At 54.4% G+C, this 17,407-nt stretch carries 14 protein-coding genes; 9 read left to right on the plus strand and 5 right to left on the minus strand.

Annotated elements, in window-relative coordinates; all coding sequences use genetic code 11:
* Window positions 1-107: 107 nt before the first annotated feature.
* The 8 genes from ACHZBS_RS03670 to ACHZBS_RS03705 all read left to right on the plus strand — a co-directional run bounded on the left by ACHZBS_RS03670 (window position 108) and on the right by ACHZBS_RS03705 (window position 10,245).
* Entirely contained in the window at window positions 108-548 is a 441-nt protein-coding gene (locus ACHZBS_RS03670; protein WP_319405177.1) for a VOC family protein, read from the plus strand.
* Between the two features lie 157 nt (window positions 549-705).
* The gene (locus ACHZBS_RS03675; RefSeq protein ID WP_319405178.1) at window positions 706-2,025 is read left to right on the plus strand and encodes a hypothetical protein; all 1,320 of its coding nucleotides are present in this window, start codon (window positions 706-708) and stop codon (window positions 2,023-2,025) included.
* A 35-nt stretch (window positions 2,026-2,060) separates the two neighbouring features.
* Window positions 2,061-3,464, plus strand: a complete 1,404-nt coding sequence (locus ACHZBS_RS03680; RefSeq protein ID WP_319405179.1) for a DEAD/DEAH box helicase — start codon at window positions 2,061-2,063, stop codon at window positions 3,462-3,464.
* 171 nt (window positions 3,465-3,635) lie between these two features.
* On the plus strand, window positions 3,636-3,824 hold the full coding sequence (locus ACHZBS_RS03685) for a hypothetical protein (RefSeq protein WP_319405180.1): 189 nt from the start codon (window positions 3,636-3,638) through the stop codon (window positions 3,822-3,824).
* Window positions 3,825-3,855: 31 nt separating this feature from the next.
* Complete coding sequence (locus ACHZBS_RS03690) at window positions 3,856-4,245, plus strand: rhodanese-like domain-containing protein (RefSeq protein ID WP_319405181.1); 390 nt, start codon at window positions 3,856-3,858, stop codon at window positions 4,243-4,245.
* Between the two features lie 55 nt (window positions 4,246-4,300).
* A complete protein-coding gene (locus tag ACHZBS_RS03695) occupies window positions 4,301-4,744 on the plus strand; it encodes a pyridoxamine 5'-phosphate oxidase family protein (protein ID WP_319405182.1) in 444 nt (147 codons plus the stop codon).
* 639 nt (window positions 4,745-5,383) lie between these two features.
* Window positions 5,384-6,460, plus strand: coding sequence for an efflux RND transporter periplasmic adaptor subunit (locus ACHZBS_RS03700; RefSeq protein WP_319405183.1), 1,077 nt, complete (start codon window positions 5,384-5,386; stop codon window positions 6,458-6,460).
* 95 nt (window positions 6,461-6,555) lie between these two features.
* On the plus strand, window positions 6,556-10,245 hold the full coding sequence (locus tag ACHZBS_RS03705) for an efflux RND transporter permease subunit (RefSeq protein ID WP_319405184.1): 3,690 nt from the start codon (window positions 6,556-6,558) through the stop codon (window positions 10,243-10,245).
* A 270-nt stretch (window positions 10,246-10,515) separates the two neighbouring features.
* On the opposite strand, the gene ACHZBS_RS03710 is transcribed toward ACHZBS_RS03705, so the two are convergent.
* The 5 genes from ACHZBS_RS03710 to ACHZBS_RS03730 all read right to left on the minus strand — a co-directional run bounded on the left by ACHZBS_RS03710 (window position 10,516) and on the right by ACHZBS_RS03730 (window position 16,265).
* Window positions 10,516-11,562, minus strand: a complete 1,047-nt coding sequence (locus ACHZBS_RS03710; protein WP_319405185.1) for a spermidine/putrescine ABC transporter substrate-binding protein — start codon at window positions 11,560-11,562, stop codon at window positions 10,516-10,518.
* Between the two features lie 61 nt (window positions 11,563-11,623).
* On the minus strand, window positions 11,624-12,421 hold the full coding sequence (locus tag ACHZBS_RS03715; protein ID WP_319405186.1) for an ABC transporter permease: 798 nt from the start codon (window positions 12,419-12,421) through the stop codon (window positions 11,624-11,626).
* Window positions 12,418-13,332, minus strand: a complete 915-nt coding sequence (locus tag ACHZBS_RS03720; RefSeq protein ID WP_319405187.1) for an ABC transporter permease — start codon at window positions 13,330-13,332, stop codon at window positions 12,418-12,420. The genes ACHZBS_RS03715 and ACHZBS_RS03720 overlap by 4 nt, the downstream gene beginning before the upstream one ends.
* Window positions 13,319-14,380 carry an ABC transporter ATP-binding protein gene (locus ACHZBS_RS03725; RefSeq protein ID WP_319405188.1) on the minus strand — a complete coding sequence of 354 codons (1,062 nt, stop codon included), beginning with the start codon at window positions 14,378-14,380 and terminating at the stop codon, window positions 13,319-13,321. The genes ACHZBS_RS03720 and ACHZBS_RS03725 overlap by 14 nt, the downstream gene beginning before the upstream one ends.
* A 571-nt stretch (window positions 14,381-14,951) precedes the next feature.
* Window positions 14,952-16,265, minus strand: coding sequence for a saccharopine dehydrogenase NADP-binding domain-containing protein (locus ACHZBS_RS03730; RefSeq protein WP_319405189.1), 1,314 nt, complete (start codon window positions 16,263-16,265; stop codon window positions 14,952-14,954).
* A gap of 299 nt (window positions 16,266-16,564) precedes the next feature.
* Here ACHZBS_RS03730 and ACHZBS_RS03735 point away from each other — a divergent pair, with 299 nt between their 5' ends.
* A complete protein-coding gene (locus ACHZBS_RS03735) occupies window positions 16,565-17,047 on the plus strand; it encodes an Lrp/AsnC family transcriptional regulator (protein ID WP_319405190.1) in 483 nt (160 codons plus the stop codon).
* The last annotated feature ends 360 nt before the right edge of the window (window positions 17,048-17,407 follow it).

Genomic DNA, 17,407 nt, shown 5'->3' on the forward strand with positions numbered 1-17,407 from the left:
ACCCTGAACAATGGCGGCACGGGTGACAGTCTTCGATTTTTTGCAGCCCGGTTAAGCTGCCGTTCAGTCCAGTGTCGGGTTCAGCAAATTCGTACGGGGAGGTAATCATGAAGATCCCAAGACTTTCTGTGGTAACACTTGGCGTGGGCAATTTAATCAAAGCCACGAAGTTCTATGAAACGATACTTGGCACTCCGCCAAACCAATCCTATGACGGCGTCACTTTTTTTGAACTACCGGGAACCTGGATTTCTCTATATCCCCTCGAGAGCCTCGCCAAAGACATCTCTCCTGAGGTTCCGCCTGCTCGCAGCGGCTTCAGTGGAATCACGCTTGCCCACAACGTCCACAGCAAGGGCGAGGTCATTGACATTATAGAGCGCGCGAAGGCGGCGGGTGCCCGCGTCATGAAAGATCCCCAGGAAACATCCTGGGGCGGATTCAGTGGATACTTCGCCGATATGGATGGCTATTGCTGGGAAGTCGCATGGGGGCCGATGTTTGAATTCGCTGAAAACGGCGAACTGAGGTTCCGGGACAACACATAGCCAGGCCGACTTATCCGACGCGAAAACTCATGGATGTTGGGTGTCGTTAAGGAGAATAGCGTGCCGGACACCCCGAATTTCAAGCTGTTTATCGTGACGTCAATCGATGAGATCAGCACAAGGCCCAAACCCAATCACCCATCGAAAGATGCTTTTTATGAAGATCGCAGGGCGTTACGTGGCCGCGCTGATCATGGTCCTTGTCGCTTTTGGCTTTCCCGTCGCGATCCAGGCGCAATCAAAAAATATCCCGCGGGCCACCCATCCCCAGGTTCAGCGGTTGGCCAATTGGCTTTTGTCGCATCGGGGTACCGAATCGGGACTCCCGCTGAGTCACGTCGGGGATGCGCGATTCAAGGATTGGTGCTTCACCTATGACGCGGCGGTTGCAGCCCTGGCTTTTATTGCAATGGATCAAGCCGGGGAGGCTGAACGTATAATTGATTTTTATATCACCTCGGAAAACGCTCACCGGCTTGGCGGCGTCATCGAGGCGGTGCTCGTCGTCCCTCCATACGACGGGAAGGATTGGTCGGTTCGCACGGGGGCCAACATCTGGCTCGGATTGGCTGCCTACCATCTCTTCCGGTCGACGAAGGCCGAAAAATATTTGACCTTTGCCACATGGGTTGCTGACTTTGCGTTGGACCTGCAAGACCACGACAGCACCAGCCTGACCTATGGTGGAATGAAACTGGGTCCGCCGGGAGACCCTGCCTTCGATGGGGATCAGCATTTTGGTTATGATTCACACTTGCCCGGTTTTGAACAAATTTTCGCGACAGAGGCGACCATCGATGCCTTCGCGCTGTTCGACCTGCTCCAGAACGAACCCAAAATGGGACGTTTAAAAAACGGGCGGGATCTCTGCCTGCTCTGGTTGAAAAAGGTGGCATGGAATCCCGGGCAGCACCGATTCAATCGTGGATTTCATCAGAAACCGGATTTTGCAGTAGCCAGCGATATCCACGCCTGGGGTGTCTCCGCATTGGGAGCGGCTCGACTCGATGCAATCGAGCCGGGAGCCGCCGAACAGATGGTTCGATTTGTCGAGGAACATTGCCAATCTGAGGTTTCTTACCGCCCACCGAATGGACGGGAGGTAACCGTCAACGGATTTGATTTTGTGGATCATGAGGCGCTCAGGCATCTAAAACGTCCCCCGCTGATTTCACCGGAGTGGACCTTTCAGATGGCCAACGCCTACGGGCGGTTATCGGATGATTTTGAAGCGGTGGGTAATAAGAGGAAAGCATCTCTTTACGCTCAAAAGCGCAAGTATCTTATCACCCAGGTGATGGCCATGGCCACGACCCGCGACAACGCTTCAGGGCTTCCCTATGCAAGCCTCGGCGGTGTCCCCGTCGGCCATGAAAACAATACACCTGCTCAAGGGAGCTTCAGCACGATTGGCGTCGCCTATGGCATCCTGACCTTGACCGGTTATGATCCGCTTCGTCCTCCCGGTGGACGATAAGCGCCCCGATAAACAACTATCATCAGGATTATCAAATGTCATTTGATCGACTCGGCCTTCGGGCCGAACTGCTTAAAGCGGTTCACGACAAGGGTTACACCGCCCCCACCCTGATTCAGACCCAGGCCATCCCCGTTATTCTCAGCGGAAGGGATGTCCTTGCCCGCGCCCAGACCGGAACGGGAAAAACAGATGCATTCGCCCTGCCTCTGGTCGAGATTCTGAGCCGGATAAACGGGGACGGACGCCACCCCCGCGCCCTGGTCCTGACCCCCACGCGGGAACTGGCGCTTCAGGTGGGAGAAAGCACCAAGGCCTATGCAAGGCGGGTCTCCCTGCGATGCACCGTGGTTCATGGCGGGGTTCGCCTCAATCCGCAGATCGATCGACTGAGGCGCGGCATCGACATTCTTGTGGCCACGCCGGGCCGCCTACTGGATCTGGCCGGCCAGCGGCATTTGAATCTTTCCCGTATAGAGTTCCTGGTTTTTGACGAGGCGGATAGGATGCTTGATCTGGGATTCAGTCAGGAAATCTCCGAGGTCCTCGATCTTGTACCGACGCAACGCCGGACCATGCTGTTTTCCGCCACCTACACCCAGCCGATCCGGGATCTTGCCGGGAGGATGCTGCAGGACCCGGAACACATCGAGGCGACGCCCAGCCATACGGCGGCGGAATCGGTAGTTCAGAAGGTTCACCTGGTGGATCGATCCAATAAACGCGCGCTTCTCGTCCACCTGATCACCGGAGGAAACTGGAGTCGGACACTGGTCTTCACCCGCACCCGGCACGGGGCCAACACGCTCACGGAAAAACTCGCCGCACATGGGATCAAGGCTGCCGCGATGCATGGGAACAAGAGCCAGTCTTTCCGGACACGATCCCTGAAAGCGTTCAAAGACGGCGAGATCCGCATACTCGTGGCAACGGATGTGGCCGCAAGGGGCCTGGACATCAGCAATCTGCCCTATGTGGTCAATTATGACATGCCGGGCATCCCCGAGGATTATGTTCACCGCATCGGACGCACCGGCCGAGCGGGTCAAAGCGGCATCGCCGTGTCCCTGGTCAGTCCCGAAGAACGGCTTCATCTACAGGCCATTGAAAAACTGCTGAAGCGGAAAATCCCGGTGGAAAAGGTTGACGGCTTTACCGAGGGTTGCGACGTTCCGGATTATGTCCTCTTTCGTCCCGACAGTGCATCAAGCGAAAAAATGGCGGACAACGACATAAAAGAGATCGTCGCCAGAAGAACTGCATCGAAAAAGCAATCGAAAACCCGTAACGCGAAAAAGACCGTTCCCGGCAGAAATGCGGCGCCTGGGTCGACATCCAGATCCGGCAGGAAAAACGAAAAGGCCGGGAAAAAGCCGCCCCAATCAGGACCGCGCCGCCCCCAACCGTCAAGACCCGGCAAACCCACGGGCAGAAGATAGGAGTTTCAGAAAGATTAAACCTGAAAGAAAAGATCGGTAAGAAGGACATCCAGAATCCGGCATGGATGGACGACCATAAAAAATGCCGACATCTATGAAAACCTGCTGAAAACTGATATTTACCCCGCCATCGCAGCCAAAAACGTTTCCGGTTTTCGCGGCATTCAGCTCTTGAAGAGACAGACAGGCATCGAGGTCGAGTTCATCACCATCATGCAGTTGGATTCGTTAACGGCCGTGAAGCAATTCGCCGGCGAGGACGACGAAAAATCTTATGTGCCTGATCGAGCAAAGAAAGTGCTCTCACGGCATGACGAGCGGTCGCAGCACTACGAAATAAAAGAGAACATCATGTACTGACCCCCATTCATACGCTGCCAAAGGAGATATCATGGGTTCATCGGTGAGCAGACCACCTGCCGCGGATTCTAAACGGGCGCTTGAACATTTTGAAAGCTTGCTTGAATTTGAAACCGATTGCTGGGACGTGCATCATGCGATAAGTAACCATCGCAAAGATTTTGTCCTCCTCGATGTCCGTGGTGAGGAGCTTTTCAAAAAGGGCCATATTGAAAGCGCAATCAATCTGCCGCATACCCGTATCAATGAGAAGAACCTGAAAGAATTTCCACCGGACACGCTATTCGTGGTTTATTGTGCGGGTCCGCACTGCAATGGCACTGAGAAAGCCGCGATTCGCATAGCCAAGCTGGGAAGACCGGTTAAAAAAATGATAGGCGGCATAACCGGATGGCTTGATGAAGGATTCAGCCTTGTCTGAAAGGCTGCCGAACCGCCTGGATGAAAACCGATTTGTAAAGGAGTGAACCACCACCGTGGAAAAAGAAAATATCGAAGCCATCATCCGCAAGGCCAGCGTATGCCGCCTGGGCATGCTCGACGGAGACACGCCCTATATCGTACCCCTTTGCTTCGGCTACCGGGACAACACCCTTTATTTTCATGGGTCAATAAAAAGCAGGAAGGCCGAACTGATCCAAAAGCACCCGAAGGTCTGTTTCGAGTTCGACATCCTGGCCGAGCCTGTTCCGGCCCCGGATCCCTGCAATTGGGACATGCGCTACCAGAGCGTGGTCGGGTTCGGCCATGCGTCCGTGGTGGAGTCAACCGAGGAAAAAAGGCGGGCACTGGAGATCATCGCCACCCAGTATGCAAAGGGATCTCCTTCATTCAGCGAGCCGAAACTCAAAGCGACGGCGGTGATCAAGGTGGTCATCGAAACCATGACCGGCAAGCAGTCCGGCTTCGATCAGAAATAGGAATTTCGGTTACCTGATTATACCGTTTCGGGATAGAACCGATCGCATCTATTTTGCAGCCGCCGCCTATCGGATCGGCAGGCTCCCCACGCCTTGACTTTCACCTGCTTTTCAGGTTTATTCCCCCTGTCCCCCTATTTCCCATGGCTTTCTTGGCATTTACCCGATCGTTGCAAAAGCCGGAGCGCTTCAGAGGCAAGGCGTCACGGGTAACTCCGTGGCAAGGATGCTGAGGGGCCCTGGTAATGGACATTGTGGAATTCTCCGGCCTTCTCGCAGGGAAGAAAACCTGCCGAAATCGATACGATCGTTTGGATGCAACCGGGTGGAGATATCCAGCAAACATCGTTTCCCTGGCCATTTGCGTTAACATTTCATAGTAAAATTGATTTGAATGTATCACAAAAATAAAAGGGTTCAGGGCAAGGCTGGCAACGGCGAAAAAGCGCAGCATACAGGCAATATGTGAGCATTTTGAGCCGCTTAATAACGCCGCCATGGGCACTCAGACTATCTTTGAGATAGGTTATAGGCCTTTTAATGCATCTATGGGGTTTACGATCCTTGCCGATGCATCAACGCCATCGGAAAAGCAATTATGCAGGCCCGATTGGAAGATGATGAGGGTGCAACCGACTAATGAGAAAAACGATTATTATTATGCTGACCGTGTCCGGACTGATGATGGTGTCCGGCTGCAGCTCTTCTGCAGAAAATGATGTCCCACAGGCTAAACCGCGCTCCGTTCGAATAGAAAAAACCGTCAGCCGGGATCTGCCGGTTATTGTCCGATCGGTGGGCCGGCTGGTGCCCAACCGGGAAGTGGCGGTTTCTGCCCAGGTGACAGGCATCGTGATGAAAATTAATGCGGATGTGGGCACTAAGGTGACTTCGGGGGAAACCCTGGTTGAACTCGATCCCATCGATTACACCCTGGCGTTGAACGAGGCCCAGGCCAACTTTCAATCTGCCCAGGCCAGACGCGTGGTGGCTGAGAAAAACTATGAGCGCGCCAAAAGCCTTTTACCGGAAAATGTCATCACCTTGGAACTATTTGATCAGGCCGAGGCTGAATACCGGTCATCCCAGGCGCTGGTATCCCAGCTCAAAGCGGTGGTGGATATCGCCCGGAATCGGCTCGGCAAGACGGTCATCGGGGCTCCCTTTAGCGGGTACGTGTCCCAGAAGTTGGTCGAGCTTGGTCAGAATGTGGCCGTCGGCGACCCGGTGATGAGCATTGCGGACATGGAAACCATGCGGGTGAGAATCCACATCAGTGAAAACGATTACGTGCATCTGGATAAAGATGATCCGGTCACGGTGATGGTGGAGGCATTTTCGGACGTCGAGTTTACGGGCCGTGTGGACAAAATTGGAATCAAGGCGGATGGCCGGACCAACACCTTCGAAGTTGAGGTCCTATTGGACAATCCGCAGTTCACCCTAAAGGCCGGTCTGACCGCAAGGGTCTCCATTCAAACCGAAGTAATCCATGATGCAGTCATGATCGGCCAGGGAACCGTTCTTTTCAGGGAAGACCGAAAAGAGGTGTTCGTCATCGAGCAGGGCAATAAAGCCGTTGCCCGGGAAGTAAAGCTGGGCCGGGTGGAAGGCTCTACCGTAAGAATACTTCAAGGCCTGATGCCCGGCGACAACCTAGTGGTGTCCGGAGGTCAGTATCTCAAGCATGGGGATGAAGTAGTTGTCAAACCCTGACGGTTACGCGGGATGCTCAATTTTTCTCATTTCTGCATTTTTTCAACGATAGCGTCTGGCACCACCGCTGGAACCAACACCGCAGGATATAATCATTGAAATTCTTTCATTTTATATTAAAGCGTCCGCTGATTACCGGCTTGTTGGTTATCGCGCTGCCCATCGTGGCCGGGATGTTCGCCTACCGCTCTCTGCCCAAAGAAGGTGAACCTGAAATCTCTGCGCCGGTGGCGATCATTGTCACGGTGTTTCCGGGGGCATCGCCCAGCGAGATCGAGAGCCTGGTGACCGCTCCCCTGGAAGAAGAGCTCAGCGATCTGAAAGATGTCAAGGAGATGCGTTCCAATTCGGCGGAAGGAGTCTCCGTTGTCGTGATCGATTTTGAGGCCGAAGCGGATCTTGAACGGTCCCTGCAGAAAGTGCGTGAAAAAGTCACCGATGCCCGCAAAGAGCTTCCGGATGAGGCTGAAGACCCGGAAGTCAATGAGGTCAGTTTTTCGGATATTCCCATCATGATTGCTTCGGTGGTTGGCGATATTGATCCGGTCAAACTCAGGAAACTGACCGAGAAGGTGGCCGATGAACTCGAAACCATGCCTGAGATCCTGGCTGCGGAGGTGGCCGGCGGGCTTCAGCGGGAGATCCAGATCTATCTGGACCCCGAAAGGCTGGATCAGTTCGGCTTGACCATTCCGGATGTCTACGATGCCGTGCGGCAGTCGGATATCAATATTCCCGGCGGGCAGGTCAACGTTCAGGGACGCAGGCTGCTGCTTCGGACCCTGACCGAAATCAAGCACGTGGCAGATTATGCAAGGGTCCCCTTGATCCGCCGGGGTGACCGGGTTGTCTTCTTAGGAGATGTGGGTTCCGTAGTAGACGGACATTCCGAGGACATCAGCTATTCCCGGGTAAACGGACTGGCTTCCGCATCCATTGCCATCAAGAAACGCAACGGCGCCAACATTTTAGAAACTACCGTCAAGGTCCGCGAAAAACTCAATGCGCTGGAAGCAACCTTTCCCGCGGGCGTGCATACCACCATCACGGCGGAAAAGGCCAAATTCATCAAGCAGGGGTTCGATCAGATGAACAATTCGGCGGTGGTCGGTCTGATCATCGTCATTTTGGTGCTCTATTTTGCCATGGGGTTGCGCAATTCGGTCATCACCTCCCTTTCCATTCCGCTGTCCCTCCTATTGACCTTCATTTTTCTCAAAGTCTTCGGCCTGTCCAATAACGACATGGTGCGCTTCTCGCTGGTGCTTTGCATCGGAATGATCGTGGACAACGCCATTATCGTGGTTGAAAACGTCTACCATCACTATCAATTGGGCAAAGACAGAATCATGGCGGTCATCGACGGCACGGCCGAAATCGCTATGCCCGTGATTTCGGCCACCTTGACCACCATGGCGGCCTTTCTTCCCATGCTGCTGATGACCGGCGTCACCGGTGAATACATGGGCTATCTTCCAAAAACGGTGACCATCGCCCTGGCCGCTTCCCTGGTGGTGGCCCTGGTGGCCAATCCCCTGATTCTCAGCATGCTGATGAAGCGCACGACACGGCAGGGACGAATCGTTAAGCCGGAAGAGGACCTCAAACGTATTAAAAGATACTACGTAAGCTGTGTTTCATGGGCGCTGAATCATCGTTTCTGGGTGGTTTGCCTCGTCTTGGTCTGTCTGATGGCCGCTGCCGGCCTGATGGCGTTAAAGCTGGTCAAGGTTGAAATGTTTCCGGATGCGGACTTCGACTACATCTACATCACCGTGACGACCCCACGGGGGACGGAAATCGATATCACTGATGACATTGCCAGAGAGGTCGAAAAAATCGTTGCGGACAACATTCCCGAGGCGGTTCAGGTGGTCTCGACAATCGGTCAAAGAGGCCAGAGCGCCTATGAATTTTCCTTCGGAACCACTACCATTTCACACTTTGCGGAAATCACTGTGGAACTGAAGGACGGCAAGGAGTTCGCCCGCGCCTCCCATCGGGAAATCCAGGAGCGCATTCGACCTTTACTGCAGGAAATTCCCGGTGCCGATATCCGATTCCGGGCCATCCAGTGGGGCCCTCCCACAGCGGCACCGGTGCTGATCAAGATTGTGGGACCGGAAATAGCCGTATTGAGATCCCTGACAGCTCAGGCCCGGCAGGTGATAGAGGGAGTCGATGGTATTGTGGATATCCAGGATGATTTTTCGGATGCGGCGCCTGAACTGCGCGTGGCCGTGGATCGTTCCAAGGCGGCGGCCATGGGGATACCCTTGGAATCCGTGGCAGTCACCCTCAGGGGAGCCACGGCAGGCCTGGATATCCGTGAGTTTCGCGATGAGCAGGATGTGTCCAAGAAGTACGACCTCAAAGTGCGTTTCTCCCCTGAGTCCAGGACCAGTCCGCGTATGCTGGACACCATCAAGGTGCGCTCCAATACCGGTGAACTGGTGCCCCTGGCGACCATCGCCCAGTATAGCCAGGGGAAAGGCTTGAACGGTATCCGCCATTCCGATCGGCGTCGAATTGTCAGAATATCCGCCAACAACCGGGGTCGATCCGCGGTGGAAATCACCCAGGAGATCGTCGAGAAGCTCAACCGTCTTGAGTTGCCTGCCGGGTATAAATTCGATTTTTCCGGCGAATATGAAGAAACCGCCGAATCCTTTGAAAGCCTGGGGTTGGCCTATATGATTGCCGCCATCTTGATTTTGACCTTGCTGGTATCCCAGTTCAACTCTCTGGCTCAGCCCTTTGCCATCCTCATGGCTCTGCCCTTATCTATCGTCGGCGCCATGGCCGGTCTTTACGTGACAGGCAACAATTTTTCCATCATGAGCTTTATCGGGCTGGTGGGTCTGAGCGGCATCGTGGTCAATGATTCCATCGTTCTGGTGGACTGCATCAACCGCATGCGCCAAACCGGCCTGAGTATGTTTGAGGCCATCATCACCGGGGGCCAGCAACGCCTCAGACCGATCATCTCCACGACCGTTTCAACCATCGGCGGCATTGTGACCCTGACCATTACCGACGAGTTGTGGGAGGGCTTAGGCGTAGTCATTATCTTCGGCATCAGTTTCGCCACCGTTCTAACGTTGATTGTGGTGCCGGTTATGTACTCTATTTTCGAAGGGTTGCGCTACTACGTGATTTCCGCCTTTCGAGGGACACGGTGGCACCAGACGCCGCAGGGCGCCAGCTATTTCTTTTCTCGCCGGCGGTATGCTCGTACGGCGGCTCTCTGTATCCTCGGTATCCAGTTGCTGATCCTGGCCGCGGGGTTGGTGAAGATTGTGCCGGGATTTACGGAAAGCGTCGCACAGACCACCTTTCAGGCACCTAGTTTTTTGAAACTGGCTATAGAAGTTGCTGTTTACGGCATCCAGATCATTCTCAAGGCAATGGGCAGCCTGGCGCTGCTCCTCATTCCCACCTGGGCGGGCCTGATCTTTTTAATGGCCAAACGAAGCCGGGAGGAATATTACGTTGACATCACACCCGAGGGAGTATCTGTGGGCAGCCCGGTAAATAGCTTCTTTCTGAGAAAAGAGGAGATCACCGGCATAAAACTCTCTCCCTTCTTTCCAATCATGCCCTCCATCAACATCACCAGTGGAAACCGTAAGATCGTCGTCCGCAAACTGATTCCATCCGCCGATATTCCGGAGAAGAAAACACTCATGGCATGGCTGTCCGCCAAAGCACCCTCGCGAACCGAAATCCGCGAGGGCATGCTGAGCCTGATGCGTTCACTGGAAGATCTTGTTGGAGAAAAGTGACCCGATCGTTGCAGGGAAAACAAATTTAGAAGAGGTTACTGATATAAGCGGAACCCACCCCGCCGCACCCTGCTGGGAATGCGCTCGCTATCGCGGTTCAATGGGATTGTCCGTTTTGAACGGTTTTCCCACCCGGGAAAACCGGAGCGATCCAGCGTCTTTGTGGTCGGGGATTCGCAGCAAACGTGCAGCGGCTGCACCCATTCCGCAGAGGCTCTGGAACACTCCGGCGTTTGCATCGTCAGAGGGATTACTTTAATATCGAAGCCATCAATGGGACTTGGCGCGCGTCCAGGCTTCATCCATGATCCGGTTTTCCTTGCCCAGATCCTTGGTGAAATGAAGTTTCTTCATAATCGCCGGTGTCGGGTAGATTCCCGGATTTTTCAGGTCTTCGGGGGTGATGAAGGCCTCTGCCGCCGCGTTGGGGGTCGCATACTGGTTGTAGTTGGATAATTCGGCGCCGACTTCGGGCTCCAGCAGCCAGTTGATCCACTTGTGTGCGGCGTCCGGGTTGGGCGCTTTGCTGGGAATACACATGGAATCATACCAGATCTCGCTGCCCTCGTTGGGGATGATGAAACCCAGTTTGTCCGGCTCCTCGGTCACCGACTGAATGGCATCGCCGTTATAGACGATGGCCGCGACCGCCGTACCGGCGACCACATCGTTCTTGCCGCCCACACCCGGCTTGAATCCCATACAGTTTTTGGTCCGCTTGGTGGCCACCAGCAGATCGGCGGCAGCCTTGAGATCCTTGGGGTTGGTGCTGTTGAAGTCCTTGCCCTGGTAGACCAGGGCGATGCCCATCATCTCGCGCACGGAATCGATCAGCCAGAATGCGCCGGGCTGCTTGTTGGCATCGAACAGCACCGACCAGGACTGGGCCGCGGCGTCGCTGACCTTGTCCTTGCGGTACATCAGTCCCACCGTACCCCACTGGTAGGCGACGGAGTATTTGTTGCCCGGGTCATAACTGGCATCCTTGAAAAGGGGCTTGAGGTTTTTCAGGTTGGGCAGCTTGGCATGGTCCAGGGGCTGGATCAACTGCTGATTGATCAACACCGGCATGATGTAATCGGAGGGGACGATAATGTCATACTGGCTGGCCCCGCCGGCCTGCAGTTTGGCCACCATCTCCTCGTTGTTCTCGTATATGTCCAGCCGAACCTTGATGCCGAACTTTTGTTCGAAATCGGCCGGCATCTTTTCCTCATCCATATACTCCGACCATGTGTAGATCCTGAGTTCCTCGGCACTGGCCGCCATCCCACCAAAAAGCACCAGTACCAACATGAGCAGACCGATTTTACGCATCTTTTTTCTCCTTTTCAGCAATGGTGGTTAATATGCACTCATACACAAGTAATATATCGTATTATTTTTCCTGATGGCGCGTGAACCGTTCCGTCAAAACGACCAGAACAACCGTAACCAGCATGATCAGGGTCGACAAGGCATGGATTTGGGGGGTAACCCCCCGCCGGACGGCTGCAAAAATGAACAGCGGCAGCGTTTGCGACTCCGGACCGGCCGTGAAAAAGCTGATCACGAAATCATCCAGGGAAAGCGTGAAGGCCAGCATGGCACCGGCAATAATACCCGGCATCAACAGCGGCAGCATCACTTTTCTGAGCAGGTACCAGTTCGTGGCAAATAGATCCCTGGCCGCTTCCTCCACCTCACTGCCGATGGCCACCAGACGGCTGCGCACCACCAGGGCGACGAAGGCAATCTGAAAGGTAATGTGGCCGATGATCATGTTCGGCAGGCCGGGTTCGAAAATGGATGATGCCATTCGCAGCAGGCCGAAGGCCACCACCAGGGATGCCGCGAGAATGATATCCGGAATGACCACGGGAATGTGCAGGATAATATCCAGGAAATTACTGGTTCGACTACGCCAGGGAAAGCGATCCATGGCGATGGCCAGGATCGTACCGAGGATCGTGGCGATGATGGTGGATATCACCGCCAGCAGCAGGGTATTCCAGGCAGCTTCGAGAATCCAGTCGTTTTCGAAGAGCTTGAGATACCATTTAAAGGTGAACCCTTTCCACACCATCCCCCTGCGGGCGGCATTGACGGAGAATATGGCCACGCCAGCCAGCGGCAGGTAGAGAAAAGCCATGGTCAGATAGGAAATCGCAACGATCAACGGATGCTGGCGCCTCATACGACCTGAATCTCCTTGCCTTTACGCCGGTAAATCTGAAGCCCGACCATAGTCAGCACCATCAAGCCCATGCTGATCGCCGCCCCGAAAGGCCAGTCCCGGCTGGTGCCGAACTGCTGCTGGATGAGATTGCCCACCAGCATATATTTGGCTCCGCCAAGCAGGTCGGGGACAACGAACATGCCCATGGCGGGAACGAAGGTCAGGATGATCCCCACTGACAGACCCGGCATGGTCTGGGGCAAAATGGCCTGGGTAAAGGTCCGCACCCGAGAGGCATATAGGTCCTGGGCCGCTTCCACCAGCGACCAGTCCAGCCGTTCGACACTGGCGTACAGCGGCAGGGTGACAAAGGGCAGGAACATGGACACCATCCCCAGATAGACGGCAAAGGCATTGGGGTATAATGGGGCGCCCTCCGGGATAAAACCAAAAACCGCCGCAAGCTTGGCAACAGGAAGCTCCGGGGACAGGATCAGGAACCAGGCATAGGCCCGGATAACCATGTTGGTCCAAAAGGGGATGATGACCAGGGTCAGCCACATGTAGCGGCTGCGTTCGGGACGGCCGGCAATAAAAAAACACAGGGGATAGGAAAGGATGACGGAAACCAGTGTGGTAAAGAAGGCCACCACCACCGACCGCCAGAGGATCATCAGGTAATCCGGGGTCCAGCCGAAGAGGGTGAAGCCGGCCATGCGCTTGTAATTTTCCAGGGTGAAGACCCATTCCAGCTCACCATAGGCCCCCCGGGTGACCACACTCACGACCACCAGCACCAGGCCGGGCAGCACGAGAAAAAGCATCAGCCAGAACATCCCGGGGCTCAGGAGCAACGACCCGCGTTTGAGCAGCTGCTGCCGGGTAGTCAGTTCCCCGTACCAGGTAATCAGTGAATCAGCGCGCTTCATCTTCAAGAATCACCAGTTCCTTGGGAGCCAGTTCCAGCCAGACCTCCCGGCCGGGATCAATCCGCCGGTAGGAACTGGTGCGCACCCGCAGCGGCCCCGGTTCCAGCCATAGATCAAAATTGGTTCCCCGGTAAACGATTTCGGTTACGTGCGCACGGATGCCGTTGCGCTCGGGTTCCTTGTCGCCGATTCCGATCCACTCCGGACGGATCGCCACGGTCCCCTCCTGCCAGGTGGGCTCTTTATCCAGGGCTAAAAAGCCGAAGGCCGTCTGAACGCCGCCCGGTGCCTTGGTGCAGGGAATCAGGTTGGCCGCACCCAGGAATTTGGCCACGAAGCTGTCCTTGGGGTTGTCGTATACCTCCTCGGGCGTCCCGCACTGGACGATGCGACCTTGACGCATCACGGCCAACCGGTCGCTGCAGACCAGGGCTTCGGCCTGATCGTGGGTAACCAGAATGAACGTCCGCCCCAGCTTGCGCTGCAGCCGCCGCAGATCTTCCTGGACCTGGGCACGCAGACGCGCATCCAGGGCGCTCATGGGCTCGTCCAGCAGCAGCACTTCGGGTTCGTTCACCAGAGCCCGGGCAAGGGCCACCCGCTGCTTCTGGCCGCCGGACAACTGATGGGGATGCCGCTGGGCCATTGAACTTAAATCCAGCATCTCCAGCCGGCGGATCACCCGTTTTTTGATTTCGGCATCGGGAAACTTTCGGGAACGCAGCCCGAAAGCGATATTTTCATAAATGGTCAGGTGGGGAAACAGGGCATAGCTCTGGAACACGGTGTTTACCTGACGCTTGATGGCCGGTAGCCGGGTGATATCCTTGCCGCCAATGAAAACCTGGCCCGAGTCGGCCATTTCGAGCCCGGCAATGATTCGCAGGAGGGTGGTCTTGCCGCACCCGGACGGGCCCAGCAACGTAAAAAATTCCCCCGGCGCTACGTTCAACGTGACGTCGTCCAGGGCTTTTACATCGCCGAAATTCTTGCATATATTTTTTACCGTGAGGCCCTGGTCAGTCGTGAGATTCTGGTTCTGGTTCATAACCTCGAAGATCCCGATTCGTAATCCAGCTAAACGTTAATAGACAGGCCTGCAACAAAAATGGTGCTGGCTGTAGGGCGAATATGACTTTTTCCAGGGTCAGGTGGAAGTCGAATGTGCCGACCTATCTCAGAAAAAAAAGTTAAGTCTGATGACCTCGACGGTTTACGCGTCTATCGACGGAGAACCCGTGAGTTAACCGCCAAAAATGGGATGAAACATTTTGTTCGGCGCACGATCCGGCAACACGTCCGCTTTTCGGGCCGCTCTGCCGTTGACGGAAACTGAACCGACCGGCCGGGGGGAATGCCCAAATAGTCGATCAGATCGGCAAGGGCCGACTGCGTTGCCACGTGGACCCCACAACCTGCTTCCGGATTGTACCCGGAGATCAACCGTTCCGGTGTCCCGTATCGCTTAACGATAATCTGTACGGTTATTGCCGTTAAAAGTCAAAGGTCTTTTCCATGGCCGCGCCACGGACCCCCACCGCCCGGTTGTACGGTCCAGCGTCACCCGAAAAGGTCTTCCAGGTTCTGGTCCACCGCCGGAAGGACGGCACGTTCCCTATTTACGCAAAAGACGGCTCCCGGGTTTCCGGATTGGTCCGGTTGACGGCGCTTGGCTGACGCTTAGCGCCGTTTTTGCGGGAATCACGGGAGTACAGGCTTTTCTGCTGTTGGGTTTCATCGATGGTAACCCCCAGGTCGGCAAGATTGCGGAAGCAGTATTCCCGGGCATCCGCCTCGAGTTGTTCGGGAACGAAGACGCCTTTTTCGGTAAAAGCATCATCCACCATCATTTTCACGAAAACCGACGCACACTGACCGGTCAGGTAGGCTTCATGACTGAGGCCGGAAGTCTCGAAGGCTTCCACCAGTCCCGGGCCCATGGCATAACTGTCTATCTGGATGGGATTGTCATCCTTGTATCCTTCCACGCGAACCAGGAAGGCCCCTTCTTCGGCCAGGACCCCGTCAGTGATGATGGCTTTGAGTTCATCCGGATATTTAGGTGCAGGCGGGCATAGCTTGAGAATCAGATCCATGGGAACGATTTTCGTACCGTTGACATCCACCGGTTCGTCGGAAAGCAGCCCCATTCTGAAGAACAGTTCGGAAAGCTTCACACCGAAGCCGCCGTACTTGAAATCCACATTCTTAACCCCCTTGAGCACCTTGTCGGCAAGCAGTCCCATCGTAATCGGTTCATCGTGTTCGTGGTCCACCATGCGAACTTCTCGATCGATACCCCTCAGTTTCATCCTGATGGGACGGCTGAATGGTTTGTCAGTGACATGTCGGCCGTTTTCAAAGCGAAAGGTCTTGTATTGCATATCCCAGAAAGCCACTTCCGGCGACCACCAGAAGGGGGTGAATCGCTTGGTCAGAACATTCTCGAAGACAAAAATACTGATGGTTTCGCAGCGGTCCATTTTCTCGACGGCTTCTCTGGCCATGATGTTGGCCAACCCGGGCGATGACCCCCCACCGATAAGGGCGGTCAGCCCCTTGGCCTTGAATTTTTCATGCCATTCGGAAAAGAGCAGTTTGTAGCTTTCGACGAAACCGATATCTTCCATGGGGCCGGCCATGTCAAAGTAAGAGGCATTAACCGCCAGCGCCGCTTCCATGACAGGCAGGTTGAAATCCAGCGGCAAGCCGTTGACAATCAGATCGCATCCCTTGGCGGCCCGGATGACGTTGTTGACGTCACTGGCATCCAGTTGAAGGGCCGTAGCCTTGCTCAGCGAACCGCTCAGCGCTTCCGCGGCCTTACGGTCATAATCCGCACAGATGATCTCAGATACCCCTGGATGGTCATTCAGCCGCTTGGCGATCGTACTTCCCTGGGCACCTACCCCAATCACAATAATGCGTTTCATGCTTTCTCCTTTTAAACTGAATTGGGCGTCAACACAATCCGACTGTCGGGTTCAGGTCTCGTCAGACAGCTTATCTTATTAAAATGGTTATAATTATCATCGGATTGTGTTGATTGCCGGGCGCTGAGGCGCCGCTGTCGACCGAGACAAATACTGCTCCCAGTTTCCACATAGAGGATCTAAAAATTTATTGCAATAAATATTTTGACAATTTTAGTGTTTTACGCTATTTTTTTGATATAATTTTACTGAATTCGTTTTTTTGATAGGATTTATCAAGCATCAGGAAGGGGCCGGCCATGAAAGCAACTGCATCCGGGATCCAAAAACTCGACCTCGTCGATCGCAAAATGGTTTCACTGCTTCAAAAGGACGGCCGTATGCCCATCGTCAGCATCGCTAAGGAATTGCGTATTTCAGAGACCACCGCCAGGAGCCGATTGAAGCGGCTGATCACTGAAGAGATCATCAAGGTGATCGCTGTCAGCAACCCGATCCGGCTTGGTTTTGAAATCATCGGGAATATTAAACTCAGCATCGACCTGAAGAAAAAAGATGCCATTCTCCAGGCGTTGAAAGATATTGATACCTTGAACTATGTGGCGTTGACCACCGGCGGCAACGACATCGATATCGAATTCATTGCCGGCTCCCTGTCAGAATTCAAAACGCTGATCTTTGAACGGATCAGTCAGATCGATGGCGTCAATTCGGTAGAGACCTCGCTGATCGTGGAAATTATAAAAGATACGTGGGATTATGGAACGGCGTGGGATGAATAGGCCATGCGCGCGCTTATATTTCCTTGACCACCACAACGAATCCATTTTATTCATTAATCGTAGGATTTATCCGCACCCCATTTTCTATTCAAAGCCATAAGGGCAATTGCAGAACCTGCATCACCTGACGCAGGCGGACGATTGTCTAACGATTCTATCTGTTGTTCCATCATTTTTAAGCATCGTCGCCGTATACCGATCGGGTGCCTGGCGTTTGGCAGCGGCAAACGGAATTAATTGAAGGCCATCCTCGGCAGGGTGATTTCAAAAGCACCCATATATCTGGAGAATATTAGAAATGACGGCTCTTGATCACTATCTCAAGGATAAGCAACCCTTTTTGGAAAGTGTTTTTAATGC

Source organism: uncultured Desulfosarcina sp., from assembly GCF_963664155.2.
Lineage (GTDB): Bacteria > Desulfobacterota > Desulfobacteria > Desulfobacterales > Desulfosarcinaceae > Desulfosarcina.